Genomic DNA, 15,870 nt, shown 5'->3' on the forward strand with positions numbered 1-15,870 from the left:
CATTCTGCGTAATTCGAATGGCGAACGTTTCATGGAACGCTATGCGCCGACGCTGAAGGATCTCGCGCCGCGTGACTTTGTTTCGCGTTCGATGGGGCAAGAGATTATCGAAGGCCGTGGCGTGGGTCCGAAGCAGGATCATATTCTGCTCGACCTCTCGCATATCGGCGCCGAGACCATCATGAAGCGCCTGCCGTCGATTCGCGAAATCGCCATTCGCTTTGCCAACGTCGATCCGATCAAGGAGCCGATTCCGGTCGTGCCCACCATCCACTATCAGATGGGCGGCATTCCCACCAACGTTCATGGCCAGGTCGTGGGCACGTCGAAGGGCTTCAAGGATCCGATCAACGGCTTCTACGCCGTGGGCGAATGCTCGTGCGTCTCGGTGCACGGCGCGAACCGCCTGGGCACGAACTCGCTGCTCGATCTCGTGGTGTTCGGCCGCGCGGCCGGCAATCACATCATCGATCATGTGAAAACCATTCGCAGCCACAAACCGCTGCCCGCCGATGCCGCCGACTTCGCCCTCTCGCGTTTGAACCAGCTGGAAAAATCGACATCGGGCGAGCACACGCAGGCCGTGGCGCGCGATATCCGCTCGACCATGCAGAATCACGCGGGCGTGTTCCGCACCGAAAAACTCATGGCCGAAGGCGTCAAGATGATCGGTGAGGTGGCGCAACGCGTCGGCGATCTGCATCTGAAAGACAAGTCGAAGGTGTTCAACACGGCGCGCGTGGAAGCGCTCGAAGTGGCGAACATGATCGAGGTGGCGCGCGCGACGATGGTCTCGGCGGAAGCGCGCAAGGAAAGCCGCGGCGCACACGCGCCGAGCGAGCACAAGGAACGCGACGATCAGAACTGGCTGCGTCACACGCTGTGGTACAGCGAAGGCGATCGCCTCGACTACAAGCCGGTGCAGATGCAGCCGATGAGCGTCGCGTCGGTGCCGCCCAAGCCGCGTACGTTCTGATCGCGCACGCCTGTCACAAGGAACTGGAAATGGCTAAACGCATTTTTGAAGTCTATCGCTACGATCCCGACAAGGACGCCGCGCCGCGCATGCAAACCTACGAGCTGGATCTCACGCACGAGCGCATGCTGCTCGACGCGCTGGTGAAGCTCAAGGAAGTGGACGAAACACTGTCGTTCCGCCGCTCGTGCCGCGAAGGCGTGTGCGGTTCGGACGCCATGAACATCAACGGCAAGAACGGTCTCGCGTGCCTCACGAACCTGAACGATCTGCCGCAGAAAATCGTGCTGCGCCCGTTGCCCGGCCTGCCGGTCGTGCGCGACATGATCGTGGACATGACGCACTTCTTTAATCAGTATCACTCGATCAAGCCGTATTTGATCAACGATACGCCGCCGCCCGAGAAAGAACGGCTTCAAACACCGGATCAACGCGACGAACTCGACGGCGTGTACGAATGTATTCTGTGCGCGAGCTGCTCGACTTCGTGTCCGAGCTTCTGGTGGAACCCGGATAAATTCGTCGGCCCGGCGGGTTTGTTGCAGGCTTACCGCTTTATCGCGGACAGCCGCGACGAAGCCACCGGCGAGCGTCTGGACAATCTCGAAGATCCGTATCGCCTGTTCCGCTGCCACACGATCATGAATTGCGTGGACGTGTGCCCGAAGGGTTTGAATCCGACCCGTGCCATCGGCAAAATCAAGGAATTGATGGTGCGCCGCGCGGTGTAACGAACGAGACGGCAATAAAGAACGCCCCGGCAGGTTGATCCTGGCGGGGCGTCTTCTTTATGCGACGTAAAACTTCAAACGGCGCTTCAAACGGCGATTTCGCAGGCGGGAATCACCGAGCAGCCGCTATCCATCACGAAGTTCAGCAGATGAGCGCACGACGATTCATAGCGCTGCGCGGGAACGGTTTGAAGCTGCCAGTCGTGCAGGCTCAGCACCGTCTTGAGCGCTTCGATTTCCGCGTCGTTCAGGTGCCACGCGCCCTGATCTTCCGCGCGGCTGCTGCAACGGCACAATGCGGCTTCGGCTTCCTGAAACACCTCGATCTCGCGGCTTTGATCGTTCAGGTCGCTCATCAGATAAGTCAGGTAGACGGCGCGAAACAGAAACGTCACATGCAGGCTCGCACCGTGGCGGCTACGCAGCGCTTCGAGCGCGAGATGGTTTTGCAGCGAGGTGGCCTGCACCATCGCGCCGGAGAGCGGCAACAGCTTGCTGCGGGTCACTCCCTGGCGATTGTTTTTTCTGGATCTGGAGTGGCCCATGCATTGGCTCCCTGCTTCTGAAATGAGCCTGTATTGTAGAGAAACCCCTATTATTCAACGCCATCCGATTGTGAAAGGTGAATTTCAAAACACTCAACGATCCGGACGTGAATTGAGTTCACGGAGCACTCGGTTACACGCCGCGTTACGAATGTAATCCACGCGCACCGGCGCGAAATTCCCTCGCAACCGCGCACCGGCACACTGCTCGTTCCCCTGCATCCGGGCGGCCCGACGGCTCGCTCTCCGCAGGTTCAGTTCGAGGAGCCGATGCCATGAAAGTCGCGCTGTTTATACCGTGTTTTATCGACGCCTTCTTCCCCGAAGTGGGCGTCGCCACCCTGCAATTGCTGGAGCGTCTGGGCTGCTCCGTGGACTATCCGCTGGATCAGACCTGTTGCGGTCAGCCCATGGGCAATAGCGGCTGCGAAAAGCAGGCCGCCGCCACCGAAAATCTCTTCGTGCGCAATTTCACCGGCTACGATTACATCGTCTCGCCGAGCGGCAGTTGCGTGCATCACGTGCGCGACCATCTCACGGCCGCCGATCAGACGCGCGACACCCACACCGTGCGCCGCAACACCTACGAACTCGTCGAATTCATTCACGACGTCTTGCAGGTGCGCGAATTTCCGTGGGCGTCGTTTCCTCACAAGGTCGGGCTGCACAATAGTTGTGGCACGCTGCGCGCGCTGCGGACCGCGAGCATGTCGGAAATCGACGAACCCTTCTTTTCGAAACCGCTCGCGCTGCTGAACAACGTCGCAGGCATCGAGTTCATCAAACCCGATCGTCCCGATGAATGCTGCGGTTTCGGCGGCACTTTCTGCGTTTCCGAAGAACCCGTCTCCGCGCGCATGGGTGGCGACAAGGTCCGCGACCATCAGCGCAACGGCGCCGAATATATCGTCTCGGCCGATTCGTCGTGCCTGATGCACCAGAAAGGCTGCTCGGATCGTCTCGGTCTCGGCCTCAAGTTCATTCACATCGCCCAGATTCTCAACGGAGCCACGGCATGAAGCGCGTCGATCATGCAGCGTATTCGAAAACGTTTATCGCCGACGAAAAACACATTGCGTTTCACGACAAGCGTCTGTGGGATTTGCGTTCCGCGCGCGATGTGGAAGTGCACGGCATTCCCGAATGGGAGGCGCTGCGTTCGCTCGCTTCGGCGATCAAGGAGCATACGCTCACGCATTTGCCCGATTATCTGGAAGAATTCGAGCGCAACGCCACGGCTAACGGCGTGACCGTGCATTGGGCCAAGGATGCGGAGGAACATAACCGCATCGTTCATCAGATTCTGCGCTCGCGCGGCGCGCGCCTGCTGGTCAAGAGCAAGTCGATGCTGACCGAGGAATGCGAAATGCGCCCGTATCTGGAGGCGCGCGGCATTGCGGTGGTGGAAACCGATCTTGGCGAACAGATCCAGCAACTCGACGACCAGATGCCCTCGCATATCGTCGTGCCCGCCGTGCATAAACTCGCCACCGACGTAGCCAAAACCTTCGCGAACAAATTCGGCACCGACCCGAACGAAAGCGATATTCCGAAGCTCGCCGAAGCGCAACGCCAGGCCACGCGCCCGCGCATTCTGCGCGCCGACGCGGGCATGACCGGCTGCAATTTCGCGGTGGCGGAAACCGGCGGCATCACCGTCTGCACCAACGAAGGCAATGCCGATCTGAGCGCCAACGTGCCGCCGCTGCATATTGCGTCGATCGGCATCGAGAAACTGATTCCCAAACTCGAACATCTGGGCGTATTTGTGCGCATGCTCTCGCGCAACGCGCTCGGTTCGCCGATCACGCAATACACCTCGCATTTTCGCGGCCCGCGTGACGGCGGCGAAATGCATTTCGTGCTCGTCGATAATGGCCGCTCCGAACGTCTCGCGATGGACGACTTCTGGTATTCGCTCAAATGCATTCGCTGCGGCGCGTGCATGAATACCTGTCCGGTGTACCGGCGCAGCAGCGGACTCAGTTATGGCGGCGTGTATTCCGGGCCGATCGGCGCCATTATCAATCCCACCTTTGATCTGAAGAAGTACAGCGCGCTGCCGTTCGCGTCCACGCTCAATGGCAGTTGCACCAATGTCTGTCCCGTGAAAATCAATATTCACGAGCAGATTTACAAATGGCGGCAGATCATTGCCGAGCAGCACGAGCTCCCGTTCGTCAAACGCGAGGCGATGAAAGTCGCCGGTCAGGTGCTCTCGCATCCGACGCTCTATCGCGCGGCCATCAAGGGCGCGGGCAAAGCCGTTGCGACATTGCCGCGCGCGGTGCTCTACAATCCGCTCAACGCATGGGGCAAGCAGCGCGAGCTACCCGACGCGCCGAAGCAGACCTTCCGCGACTGGTATCTGAAACACAACAAGAGGAACAAGTCATGAGTAGCCGCGACGCCATTCTTTCCCGTCTGCGCGAAGTCGGGCGCGCCGCGCGTCCGCTGCCGACGGTGCCGACCTACGACACACCGCCCGAAGCGGCGCTCGACACCTTCAAGACCTCGCTCGCGCGGCTCGGTGGCGTCTGGTGCGAACCGCCTGCCGACGGCGATCTCGACGCCTTCATCCGCACGCGCTTTCCCGAGGCGCGCGTGATCTGCTCGGCCACGCCCGAAGTGCGCGGCACGCGCGAGCTCGACGCCGTCGCGCGGCCGCACGACCTCGCGGACGTCGACGTCGGCATCGTGCGCCCCGCGTTCGCGGTGGCGGAAACCGGCTCGATCTGGCTCAGCGAGCACGAGTATCGCGTCAATGCGCTCGGCTATCTGCCGCAGCATCTGGTGGCGCTGCTCGATCCCGATCAGATCGTCGGCAATCTGCATCATGCTTACCGGCGGCGCGATTTTTTCGAGGCGCGCTATGCGGTGCTGATGAGCGGGCCGTCCGCGACCGCCGATATCGAGGGCGTGCTGGTTCGCGGCGCGCAAGGCATCCGTTCGCTGACCGTCGTGCCGGTGCGCCAGCCGCGCGTGGCCAGCTAGTTCGACGAGGACGCGCATGATCTTTTCGATGGCCGGGCGCGCCGCGCTCCTGCGTTCCCTCTCGCATGGCCGCCACCGGCTGCCGTTCTCCGAATCGGTGCGCGGCGGCCTGATCTGCGCCGCGCCCGCCGTGCTCGCGGCGGCATGGCACGCGCCGCTGCTCTGCTGGTCGGCGATCGCGGCGTTCTGGACCTGTCTCTGCGACGACTCCGGCACGCGGCCGCGCGAGCGCATCGTCCAGGGCTTGCTGTTCGCCGTGCTCGGCGGTCTCGCGGCGGGCTGCGCGATCGCGGCGGGCGCGGTGCCCGGCCTCGCCATCGTGCTCGCGGGCGCGAGCGCCTGGCTCGGCGCGCTGGTGCGTTGCCGCGGCGCGTTGCCGGGCCTGCGCGGCCTGCTGGTGGCCACGGCCTTCGCCGTCTGCGCGGCCTTTCCGGTCCACGGATTGCAGGACGCGCGCGAGTATGCGCTGTACTTCATCGCCGGCGGCGTCTGGGCCACCGCCTGCAATCTCGCGCTCTGGCAATACAGCGCCGATACCCGCGTGCGCGCGGCAACCTTCGCCTGGCTCTATGGGCTCGGCTCCTACGTCGGCAAGCTCGCGCAGGCGCCCGACAGCCGTCACGGCGCCGCCGCGAGCCGCGCCCAGTTGCGCGCCTCGCTCGACACGATGAGCGCCGCGATCACGGCCGCGCCCGGCGCGGTCGCGCCCGCCTGCCGCCGCTGGCTGGCCGATGCGGAACAGGCGATGGCGCTGCTCGCGGGCATCGAAAGCCTGTTGCACAGCCGCCGACGCGCGCCGCAGGCGGAGGCCGAAGCGGCCACGCTCGACCTGATCCGCGCCGTGCTCGAACGGCTGGCCGAAGCCATCGACGCCTGCGCGGCCGACCTGCGCCGCGCCGCGAAGCCCGACGCCGCGCTGACCGCCGAGCGTCTGCGCCCGTTCGCCGAACATGCGGAACTCGCGCGCGAATCGGCCGATGCCGAAGCGCCGTCGAGCGATGCACGCGCGTGGCGCGAGACGTTCATGACGCTCTGCGCGCGCCTCGCGACGCTGGCCGCCGACGCCGATCCCGACAGCGACACGCGCGCCGCCGCCCGTGCCGCGGACGCCGCCGCGTCGCGCGCGAGCCAGCCGTGGCGCAACGCGCTGCACGCCGTGGTCGCGCAAGTCCGCACGCATGGCGTGTTCGCGCGCTACGCTGCGCGCCTCGCCGTCGCGGCCATGATCGCCGTGACGCTCGCGCGCTGGCGCAGCGCGGAGCAAGGTTACTGGCTCGCGCTGACGACCATGTTCATCGTGCAGCCGACGTTTTCGCAGACGGTGCGCGTCTCGAGTCTGCGCATCGGCGGGACGATGCTCGGCGCGGTGCTCGCTTCGGCGCTCGCGCTGGCGATCCACAGCCCGATCCTGCTCGCGCTCGCGATCCTGCCGCTCGCCACCGGGACGCTCGCCGCGCGCGCGGTCAGCTATGTCTCGTACATCCTGTTCCTCACCTCGCATTTCGTGCTGGTCGCGCATTTGGGCACGCCCGTGGGCGAGCCGTGGGATCTCGCGGTCTCGCGCGTGCTCAACAGCCTCGCGGGCGTCGCGGTCGGCGTGGCGGCGAGCTTTCTGGCGTGGCCCGAATGGGAGCAGCACAAACTCGGTCCCGCCGCCGCGCACGCGCTCAAGTGCGTGAGCGAGTACGTGCAGGCGGTGTTACGCGGACGCGCCTCGGAATCCGGCGATGACACGCAGCAGGAACAGCACGCCGAACAGCAGGCCGAACGCAACGCACGCGAGATCGCCGCGCTGCGTCGTCAGGCTTGCCTCGCCGTCGATACGCTCGAATCGGTGATTTCGGCCACGCGGCTCGAATCGCTGAGCTCGAATCATCGCGCGGCGCATGCGAGCGTGCTGATGCTGCGTCTGCGCAAGCTCGTGGGCGTGGTCTCGCCGCTCGAAGGCGCGGACGCCGCGCTCGACCACGCGGACCGCGCGCGCCTGGCCGCGCTCGCGCAATCGGTGGGCGCGCTGCTGCGCGCCACGCGTGAGCAGCGCGCCGGTCTGCGCGCGCAACTGCAAGCTGCGGATTCCACCGAATCCATTGAGTCCATTGCATCCGCCGATTACGCCACGCACGCGCGCTCGTTCTTCGCGCGCCATATCGAACATGAGGTGATCGACGGCGCGCTGGCCGTCTCGATGGTGGTGCCCGACGTACTCGATGCCTGATCGAAGCGCTCGTCGCCGCGCGTATCGGCGTTAAAGTTCGCCGCTCCAGCCCGTCGCGTGAGTGAGTTTCTCGACGGGCGCCGCGAACACATAACCCGCGCCGCGCTCGGTCTTGATGAACTCGGGCCGCGCGGGCACGGCCTCGATCTTTCGACGCAAACGCAGGATCTGCACGTCGATCGAGCGGTCGTAGACATCGGCGTACAAACGGCTCGCTTCGAGCAGTTGTTCGCGCGCGAGCACGCAGCCCGGCGCGGCGAGAAACGCCTGCAGCAGGCTGAATTCGCCGTTGGTCAGCGGCACGGCCTCGCCGCGCGGCGACGTGAGCTTGCGCGTGCCGAGGTTCAACTCCCAACCCGCGAATCGATACGCGCGCGCATCGGTCTGACGCCCCGCGCCCGCCGCCGACATCGACGCGGATGCCGACGCCAGCACCGCCGACGCGGCATTCGCACGCCTGAGCAACGCCCGCACGCGCGCGAGCAATTCGCGCGAGCTGAACGGCTTGGTCAGATAATCGTCGGCGCCCAGTTCGAGCGCCATCACGCGATCGGCTTCCTCGCGCAAACCCGAGACCACGATGATCGGCAGCGCCGATTGCACGCGAATCCGCCGCGCGATCTCGATCCCGTCCTCGCCCGGCAGGCGCAGGTCGAGAATCACGAGGTCGATCGCCTGCTCCGCGAGCGCGGCCGACATGGCCTTGCCGCTGGCCGCTTCGCTCACGCGCATGCCGTTCTCGCCGAGATAGGCGGCGATCAGTTCGCGGATGGCGGGGTCGTCGTCGACGACCAGAATGTGGGGGGCGTTGGGCTCGTTCATGACGGCAAGGGCAGCAGCGCGGATGGCGATAGTCGATTCATCGCGACGGAAAATTATAGCGGCAGCGCCGCGCGGATCGCGCGCCCGAGCGCGGCGCGATCGACGGGCTTTTTCAGCACCGCACGCACGCCCGCCGCGCGCGCCGCTTCGTCGAGCAGCGCCGTGCCGTAGCCGCTTACGAGCACGGCGGGCAGATCGGGGCGCTGCGCGTGCAGACGCTCGATCAATTCGATGCCGCTCATCTCCGGCATGGTCTGATCGGTCAGCACGAGGTCGAAGCGCTGCGGATCGGCGAGAAACGCATCGAGCGCGTCTTGTGGCGACGCGAAACCCACCGGCTCGTAACCGAGTTCGGCCAGCCATTCCTCGCCCAGTTCGACGAGCGCGCGTTCGTCGTCGACGAGCAGGATGGTTTCGCCCTGGCCTTGCGGCGCGTGCATGCTGTCTTGCAGCGTGGTTGATGCATCGATCTCACGTGACTCACGTGACGCAATGCACTGAATCGGCAGATCGATCAGAAAACACGCGCCTTCGCCGGGCGCGCTGCGCACCTCGATGGTCCCGCCGTATTCCTTCACGATGCCGTCGACGAGCGACAGGCCGAGGCCCGTGCCCGCGCCGCGCCGCCGCGTCGTGAAGAACGGATCGAAGATGCGTTCGCGCACCTCGGGCGCAATGCCCGCGCCGTTATCGGCCACGCCGATGCGCACGTGACGCGGCGCGTGCCTAGCGTTCGCATCGCCCGCTGCCACTTCATCGACCGACACCGTGATCGCGCCGTCGCCGTCGAGCGCATGCAGCGCGTTGCTGCACAGATTCATCACGACCTGATGCAGATGCGTGGGATCGCCGAGCACGACGGCGTCGGGCGCGTCGATGCGCAGTGTCACGCTCACGCCGGGCGGCACCTGCGCCTTGAACAGATCGACGGTTTCCTCGACCACCGACGCCACCTGCACCGGCAGACGCGCCGCCATGCCGCTGCGGCTGAACGCGAGAATGCGCTCGACGAGTTGACTCGCGCGCGTGCCCGCGTTGAGCACCTGCTGCGCATCGCGGCGCGCGGGCGAGTCGGCAGGCAGTGCCGCGAACACGCGCTCGCCATAGCCGAGAATCGCGCTGAGAATATTGTTGAAGTCGTGCGCGATGCCGCCCGCGAACGTGCCGAGCGCTTCGAGCTTCTGGGCCTGACGCAATTGCGCTTCGAGACGCAGACGCTCCGCTTCGGCGGCGCGGCGCGCGCTCACGTCGTCGATGACGGCGACCAGCATGCCATCGAGTTCGCCCGAGCCGGACAGCCGCGAAATGCTCATCTCCGTCCAGATCACCGAGCCGTCTCGATGCACGTAGCGCTTTTCGAACGTCACGTGCGCGCGCGCGCCGCGTTCGAGTTCGGCGACCTTCGCGCGCGTGAGCGCGACGTCGTCGGGATGCGTGATGTCGTCGGGCGCGAGCGCGTGCAGCGCGTCGAGCGGATAGCCGACCATGCGGCAGAACGCGGGATTCGCGACCATGTACGGCTGGTTCGGCAGCAACATGACGATGCCGACCGGCGCGTTGTCGAACACGGCGCGCCAGCGTTGCTCGCCCGCGCGCAGGTCCGCGTTCGCGCGATCCTGGCGGCGCGCCTCGCGCATCAGCAGATAAAGCAGCACCAGCACGAACGCCGAGATCGCGACCGTGCGGGCGAGCGTGGCGTGGGTCGCGCTGCGCCAGCCGCCCAGCATGGCGTCGCGCGAGCGGCCCACCGCGACGACGAGCGGATAGCCGGGCACTTGCGCGCGCACGGCGATGGTGTTGGCAATGTCGTTGGCGGCGTCGGCATCGGCATGGTCTTGAGCCGACGTCGTGCAGTTGAACGCGCGCGCCTGGCCGCTGCCTTCGATCGCGAGCGTGACGCGTTCGTCGCGCGCGACATCGCCGAGACCGGCCAGCAGCGCGGCGCATTCGCCCGCCGCAAACTCAGGCGACGCGGCAGGCGCATGCCCGAGCGTCTGCCCGATCTGCCCGGCCAGCACGCGCGCCACCAGTTGCAGCGTGCGTTGCCCTTCGGCGAGCGTCGCGCTGCGGCTTTGCCAGACGTTCACGCAGGCCGCCGCACAGAGCACGAACACCACGAGCAGACCGCCCGCGAGCGTGCTGCGATGAAACGAGCGTGTTGGCTTGATCACGGCGCCGACGCCATCAATTGCCGCACGCCCGCGACCAGCGCGGCGCAGTCGAGCGGCTTGGCGATCACGCGGTCCGCTCCGAGCTGACGCGCGACCGAGGCCGCCGTCGCCACGTTGAAGCGAAAACGTCCCGAGATCGCGACGACGCGCGCACGCGGAAACCGCTCGCGCAGCCGCAGCAGACGCGCCGCGCCGTCGCACTTGGGCTCGCCCAGATCGACGACGATCACCGCGACGCCGCCGAGCGACGCCTCGCCCGAACCCTCGCCCGCCGCGGCATGCGCGACGAAGCCCGCATCGCGCAAGGTCGACGCGATCAGCTCGCGCGTGCCGGGATCGTCTTCCAGCACCAGAATCGAATCGGACATGAGCGCCTTGATCCGGCCACCTGCCCGGCCGCGGGGCTGCGGCCCCGAAACGGGCCAGCGACGTTAGTTTACGGGAGCGCGGTTACGCGCGGGTTTCGGGCGGGCAAGCGGCGGATTACAAATGCAATCTCGGGACGGCAACCGGCGCACGACGCCGCCCGAACGGCGTTCCCGACGCTTCAAAAGCATTTCACGCCCGCGCAACTATCCTTAGCTCGATTCGATACTTCGCATCGCGGCCCTCGCCGCTTAGATTCGTAGCGCAACGCTCCTGCGCCCGCCCGGGCGACCGCCATAACAACGAATCGACGACGACATGAACCGCGAGACAACCCGCCCCTTCGCCCTCAAACGCGCCGCCACGGCGATCGCCCTCGCGCTCGGCGCGTTCACGGCGCTGGCCGCTTCAAGCCCCGCCGCGCACGCTCAAGGCGACGCGCTCGCCAGCCCGCAGTCCAATCCGCAAGCCAGCGCCGATGTACCCTCGCTCAAAGGCAAGCGCATCGGCATCACGGCGGCCGGCACCGACCATTACTGGGATCTGAAGGCCTATCAGGGCGCGATCGACGAAGTGAAGCGCCTCGGCGGCACGCCCATCGCGCTCGACGCGGGCCGCAACGACAATCGCCAGATCGCGCAGATTCAAACGCTGATCGCGCAAAAGCCCGACGCCATCGTCGAGCAGCTCGGCACCGCTTCGGTGCTGGAGCCGTGGTTGCAGAAAATCCGCCAGGCGGGCATCCCGCTGTTCACGATCGACACGGCCTCGCCGTCGAGCATCAACGACACCACCTCGGACAACTTCTTCATCGGCGAACAACTGGCGCTCAAGCTCGTCAACGATATTCACGGCGAAGGCAATATCCTCGTGTTCAACGGCTTTTACGGCGTGCCCGTGTGCGCGATCCGGTACGACCAGTTGAAGGCCGTGCTCAAGTACTACCCGAAGGTGCACATCATTCAGCCCGAACTGCGCGACGTGATTCCGAACACCGTGCAAAGCGCCTATGCGCAGGTCAGCCAGTTGCTCGCCAAGTATCCGAAGGGGCAGATTGCGGCGATCTGGTCGGCGTGGGACGTGCCGCAGGTCGGCGCGACGCAGGCGGTCGACGCGGCGCATCGCAACGAGATCCGCACCTATGCGGTCGATGGCAGCCCGGACGTCGTCACGCTCGTGAAGGACCCGAAATCGAGCGCCGCCGCCGTGGTCGCGCAGCAGCCCGCGCTGATCGGCAAGACCGCCGTGGACAACGTCGCGCGCTATCTGGCCGGTCAGCGCGATCTGCCGCCGTACACCTACGTGCCGTCGATTCTCGCGACCAAGGAGAACGCCGGCGAGGTGCAGAAGGCGCTCGGTCAGGCCGCGCAAACCGGCCAGCTCGCCGCGAAATGAGCACGCCACGCGACGACGCGCGCGGCGAGCCGCCCACGCCGCAAGCGTACGAAACGCCGGCAGCACCCGCGCTCGAACTGCGCGGGCTCGTCAAGCAGTACGGCGGCGTGCAGGCGCTGCGCGGCGCGTCGTTGAGCGCGGCGCGCGGCACCGTGCACGGTCTGATCGGCCAGAACGGCGCGGGCAAGTCCACGCTCATCAAGATACTCGCGGGGCTGGAGCGCGCGGATGCGGGCGAGATTCGCGTCGATGGCGTGAAGCGCGACGGCGGTGCGCCTGGCGAGATCGCGTTCATTCATCAGGAGCGGCTGCTGTCGCCGACCTTCACCGTGGCCGAAGCGCTGGCGCTCGGCGACGAACCGCGCGTGCCCGGCCTGCGGCGCCTGCGCGCCTTGCGCTCGCTGCTGCCGCTCGATCTGCGCCGCATGCGCCGGCGCGCGAGCGAGGCGCTCGCCGAACATTTCGACATCGCGCTGCCGCCCGACCGGCTGATCGGCGAACTGAGCGTGGCCGAACAGCAGATCGTGCAGATCACGCGCGCGCTCATGCGTGCGCCGCGCATTCTCGTTTTCGACGAACCGACCGCCGCGCTCGTGAGCCGCGAAGTCGAGCGCCTGCTGCAGATCATCGACCGGCTGCGCGCGCGCGGCCTGACGATTCTGTACGTCTCGCACTATCTGAACGAAATCGCCTCGCTGTGCGACCGCGTGACCGTCCTGCGCGACGGCATCGACGTGGCGCAGGTCGACGCGCGCACGACGCCCGTTGAAACGCTGGTCGAAGCGATGATCGGCACGCCGCCCGCCGCCCGCGCGCGCCGCGTCTCGAACGCGCGGACCGACGCCCACGACACGCAGAACACGCACGAGGCGGTGCTCGAAGCCCGCGATCTGCACGCGCCGGGGCGCTTCGGTCCGCTGTCGTTCGCGCTGCGGCGCGGCGAAGTGCTGGGCGTGACCGGGCTGGTGGGATCGGGCGGCAAGCCGCTGGTGCGCAGCCTGTTCGGGCTGGAGCGCGGCGTACTCGGCGAACTGCGCCTGAACGGCAAGCGCGTGCGCCTGCGCCGCCCCGCCGACGCCGTGCGGCGCGGCATCGCTTTCGTGCCCGAGGACCGCCGCCGCCAGGGCGTCGCGACCGCGCTGCCCGTGCGCGAAAACCTGTCGCTGGCGAGCCTCGCGCGCTTCAGCCGCTTCGGCCTCGTCGATACGCGCCGCGAGACCGCGGCCGCGCGCGCGCTGATCGACACGCTCGGCGTGCGCACGCCCGGCCCGCACGCGCCCGTGCGCCATCTCTCGGGCGGCAACCAGCAGAAGGTCGCGCTCGGCAAATGGCTGGGCCGCGCGCAGGCCGGAGGCGGCATCTACATCCTCGATGAACCGACCGTGGGCGTCGACGTGGGCGCGAAAGCGGACATCTATCGGCTCATCGACGAACTCGTGGCGCAAGGCGCGTCGGTGCTGATCTTTTCGAGCGATCTGCACGAACTGCTCGACGTGACCGACCGCGTGCTCGTGCTGGCACGCGGCGCGATCGTGCAGGACGTGGGCTCGCAGACGGCCAGCACACAGGATCTGCTCGCGTGGGCCACGCTCGCGCGCCGCCGCGCCGGGGCCGCGCCAACTCAGGAGAACGCCGCATGAACGGCAAGGTGATCGAGCGCCTCGACGCGCTGGGCGACAAGCCCGACGCAACGCGCGATATCGACGCGACGCGCCAGCCGGCCGGCGCGCAATTCTGGCTGCGCGGCGGCGCGGTGCTCGCGTTCGCGGTGGTATTCGCGGTATTCGCGCTGACGTCGCCGCTCTTTCTCACGGTGGCGAATCTCGCCAATATCGTGCAGCAATCGGCGGTGGTCGGCGTGCTCGGGCTGGGGCTGACGGCCGTGCTGATCGGCGGCGGCGCGGATCCGATCAAGGGCGGCCTCGACCTCTCCATCGCCGCGAACATGGGCCTGTGCGCCGCCGTTTACGCGGTGACGCTGCGCGCCGGCGCGACCAGCGCCGAAGCCGTGGGCCTCACGCTCGCGGCGGGCGTGGCAGTCGGCGCGCTCAACGCCTGCGCCGTGCTCGGCTTGCGCATCCTGCCGCTGCTGGCCACGCTCACGACGATGAACCTCTGCGCGGGCCTCGAACTCGTGCTCACACAGAATACGTCGGTGCCCGCGTCCTCGCCGCTGCTCGGCTGGTTGATCGACGAAGGCGCGTTCGGCATCCCGCATATGGCGACGGCGCTGATCGCGGTCGCCGCGCTGTTCACGCTGCTGGTCCACTACACGCCGTTCGGGCTGCGTCTGCGCGCGAGCGGCGAGCACGCGCAAGCCGCGCGCGCGGCGGGCCTGAACGTGCGCGGCTACGTGGCCGCGAGCTATCTGCTCGGCGGATTCGCGGCGGGACTCGCCGCGCTCGCCTCGTCGGCGTTGCTGAGCGGCAGCTCGCCGGGCGCGGGCGAAAATCTGCTGGCGGTGGTGGCGTCGGCACTGCTCGGCGTGGTGTTTTCGCGCCGCATGGTCCCGACCATGCCCGGCACGCTGCTGGCCGTGCTGTTCATCGGCGTGGTCAGCAACGGCTTTCAACTCGACAACGTTTCCAGCTATTGGGTCAACGGCGTGGAAGGCGCGCTGATCCTGTTCGTGGTCGCGACCACGGCGCTGCTGCGTCGTCGTCATCTCGGAACCCATGCTCATGACTGACTGGTTCGCGCGCGTTCAGCGCTTTTCGCTGCCGGGCGCGCTGGTCGCCGTCAGCGTGTTCTTCGCGGTGTGCTCGCCGGGCTTCGCGCGTGCGGCCAATCTCGCCGACGTGCTGCTCAACAACTTCGCGTTGCTGGCGATTGCGTCGCTCGGCATGACGCTCGCGCTCTCGATCGGCGCGGTCGATCTCTCGCTCGGCACCGCTGTCGATGTGGGCAGCCTTGTGTTCGTGCTGCTCACCGCGCATCACGTGGGCGTGCCGCTGGCCGCGTTCGCGGGACTCGGCGCGGCCTTACTGGTGGGCGCGTTCAACGGCGTGCTGGTGGCGGGACTCGGCATCGCGCCGTTTCTGGCGACGCTCGGCACGCTGTTTATCGGCCAGACCTTGCAGCAACTCGCCACCGATGGCGGCCAACCCGTTTATCTGCTCGGCATGAGCCTCCCGCCGCTGTTCAGCGCGCTCGCGCACGGCAGCTTCGCGGGCGTGCCGCTGCCCTTGTGGATCGTGGCGGCGCTTGCGCTGGTCGTGCATGTGGCGCTAGCGCATTCGGTGTTCGGTCGCTACAGCGCCGCGCTCGGCTCGCAGCCGGGCGTCGCGCGCTATTCGGGCTTGCCGGTCGCGGCCGTGGTGGTCGCCACCTTCGTGGCGGGCGCGCTGATCTATGGCGTGGTCGGCCTGCTGCTGGCGTCGATGGTGAAAGCCTATGTGCCGCAAGCGGGCAACGGTTATCTGCTCAACGCGATCGGCGCGACCTTTATCGGCACGACGCTGTCGCGCACGCGACGCCCCAATGTGCCTGGTACGCTGCTGGGCGTGTTGCTGCTGAGTCTCGTCGCGAACGGATTGCTGCTGATCGGCTGGAACTTCTATTGGCAGCAGGTGGCCACGGGCGTGCTGATTTTCGCGGTGCTGGCGCTGAGTTTCGCCTCGCGACGCGCGGAATTCGCGTGAGGTGGTGCGCTTCG

Annotated in this window: 14 protein-coding genes; 10 read left to right on the forward strand and 4 right to left on the reverse strand. The window is 66.8% G+C overall.

Annotated features, from left to right (window positions below):
* Together BMY06_RS21850 and BMY06_RS21855 are read left to right on the forward strand one after the other, a co-directional pair.
* The coding region (locus tag BMY06_RS21850; protein WP_143064431.1) for an FAD-binding protein at window positions 1-976 on the forward strand (976 nt) is incomplete at its 5' end.
* A gap of 29 nt (window positions 977-1,005) precedes the next feature.
* Window positions 1,006-1,707, forward strand: a complete 702-nt coding sequence (locus BMY06_RS21855; protein ID WP_065059628.1) for a succinate dehydrogenase iron-sulfur subunit — start codon at window positions 1,006-1,008, stop codon at window positions 1,705-1,707.
* A gap of 86 nt (window positions 1,708-1,793) precedes the next feature.
* On the opposite strand, the gene BMY06_RS21860 is transcribed toward BMY06_RS21855, so the two are convergent.
* Window positions 1,794-2,213 (reverse strand): hypothetical protein, encoded by a 420-nt coding sequence (locus tag BMY06_RS21860; protein WP_080180766.1) that lies wholly within the window; start codon window positions 2,211-2,213, stop codon window positions 1,794-1,796.
* Window positions 2,214-2,527: 314 nt separating this feature from the next.
* On the opposite strand from BMY06_RS21860, the gene BMY06_RS21865 reads away from it, so the two are divergent.
* From BMY06_RS21865 to BMY06_RS21880, 4 genes are read left to right on the forward strand one after another with little or no spacing between them, the layout of a single operon-like run.
* Complete coding sequence (locus BMY06_RS21865; protein ID WP_065059630.1) at window positions 2,528-3,271, forward strand: (Fe-S)-binding protein; 744 nt, start codon at window positions 2,528-2,530, stop codon at window positions 3,269-3,271.
* On the forward strand, window positions 3,268-4,650 hold the full coding sequence (locus BMY06_RS21870) for a lactate utilization protein B (protein ID WP_065059631.1): 1,383 nt from the start codon (window positions 3,268-3,270) through the stop codon (window positions 4,648-4,650). Before BMY06_RS21865 ends, BMY06_RS21870 begins: the two co-directional genes overlap by 4 nt.
* Window positions 4,647-5,246, forward strand: a complete 600-nt coding sequence (locus BMY06_RS21875; protein WP_074985200.1) for a LutC/YkgG family protein — start codon at window positions 4,647-4,649, stop codon at window positions 5,244-5,246. The genes BMY06_RS21870 and BMY06_RS21875 overlap by 4 nt, the downstream gene beginning before the upstream one ends.
* Window positions 5,247-5,262: 16 nt before the next feature.
* Window positions 5,263-7,461: an FUSC family protein gene (locus BMY06_RS21880; RefSeq protein ID WP_074985202.1), complete on the forward strand. Its 2,199-nt coding sequence runs from the start codon at window positions 5,263-5,265 to the stop codon at window positions 7,459-7,461.
* Window positions 7,462-7,491: 30 nt separating this feature from the next.
* Here BMY06_RS21880 and BMY06_RS21885 read toward each other — a convergent pair whose 3' ends face one another.
* The 3 genes from BMY06_RS21885 to BMY06_RS21895 are packed head-to-tail and all read right to left on the reverse strand — an operon-like array spanning window position 7,492 to window position 10,822.
* Complete coding sequence (locus BMY06_RS21885; RefSeq protein WP_065059634.1) at window positions 7,492-8,283, reverse strand: response regulator transcription factor; 792 nt, start codon at window positions 8,281-8,283, stop codon at window positions 7,492-7,494.
* Window positions 8,284-8,336: 53 nt separating this feature from the next.
* The gene (locus tag BMY06_RS21890; RefSeq protein ID WP_074985204.1) at window positions 8,337-10,454 is read right to left on the reverse strand and encodes a PAS domain-containing sensor histidine kinase; all 2,118 of its coding nucleotides are present in this window, start codon (window positions 10,452-10,454) and stop codon (window positions 8,337-8,339) included.
* Entirely contained in the window at window positions 10,451-10,822 is a 372-nt protein-coding gene (locus tag BMY06_RS21895; RefSeq protein ID WP_074985206.1) for a response regulator, read from the reverse strand. The genes BMY06_RS21890 and BMY06_RS21895 overlap by 4 nt, the downstream gene beginning before the upstream one ends.
* 316 nt (window positions 10,823-11,138) lie before the next feature.
* Here BMY06_RS21895 and BMY06_RS21900 point away from each other — a divergent pair, with 316 nt between their 5' ends.
* From BMY06_RS21900 to BMY06_RS21915, 4 genes are read left to right on the forward strand one after another with little or no spacing between them, the layout of a single operon-like run.
* Window positions 11,139-12,215, forward strand: a complete 1,077-nt coding sequence (locus BMY06_RS21900; RefSeq protein ID WP_065059637.1) for a sugar ABC transporter substrate-binding protein — start codon at window positions 11,139-11,141, stop codon at window positions 12,213-12,215.
* Window positions 12,212-13,855 (forward strand): sugar ABC transporter ATP-binding protein, encoded by a 1,644-nt coding sequence (locus tag BMY06_RS21905; protein WP_074985208.1) that lies wholly within the window; start codon window positions 12,212-12,214, stop codon window positions 13,853-13,855. The genes BMY06_RS21900 and BMY06_RS21905 overlap by 4 nt, the downstream gene beginning before the upstream one ends.
* Complete coding sequence (locus tag BMY06_RS21910; protein ID WP_080180765.1) at window positions 13,852-14,904, forward strand: ABC transporter permease; 1,053 nt, start codon at window positions 13,852-13,854, stop codon at window positions 14,902-14,904. The genes BMY06_RS21905 and BMY06_RS21910 overlap by 4 nt, the downstream gene beginning before the upstream one ends.
* Window positions 14,897-15,856, forward strand: coding sequence for an ABC transporter permease (locus BMY06_RS21915; RefSeq protein WP_074985211.1), 960 nt, complete (start codon window positions 14,897-14,899; stop codon window positions 15,854-15,856). Before BMY06_RS21910 ends, BMY06_RS21915 begins: the two co-directional genes overlap by 8 nt.
* Window positions 15,857-15,870: the final 14 nt, after the last annotated feature.

This window comes from Paraburkholderia tropica (assembly GCF_900109265.1).
Taxonomy (GTDB): domain Bacteria; phylum Pseudomonadota; class Gammaproteobacteria; order Burkholderiales; family Burkholderiaceae; genus Paraburkholderia; species Paraburkholderia tropica.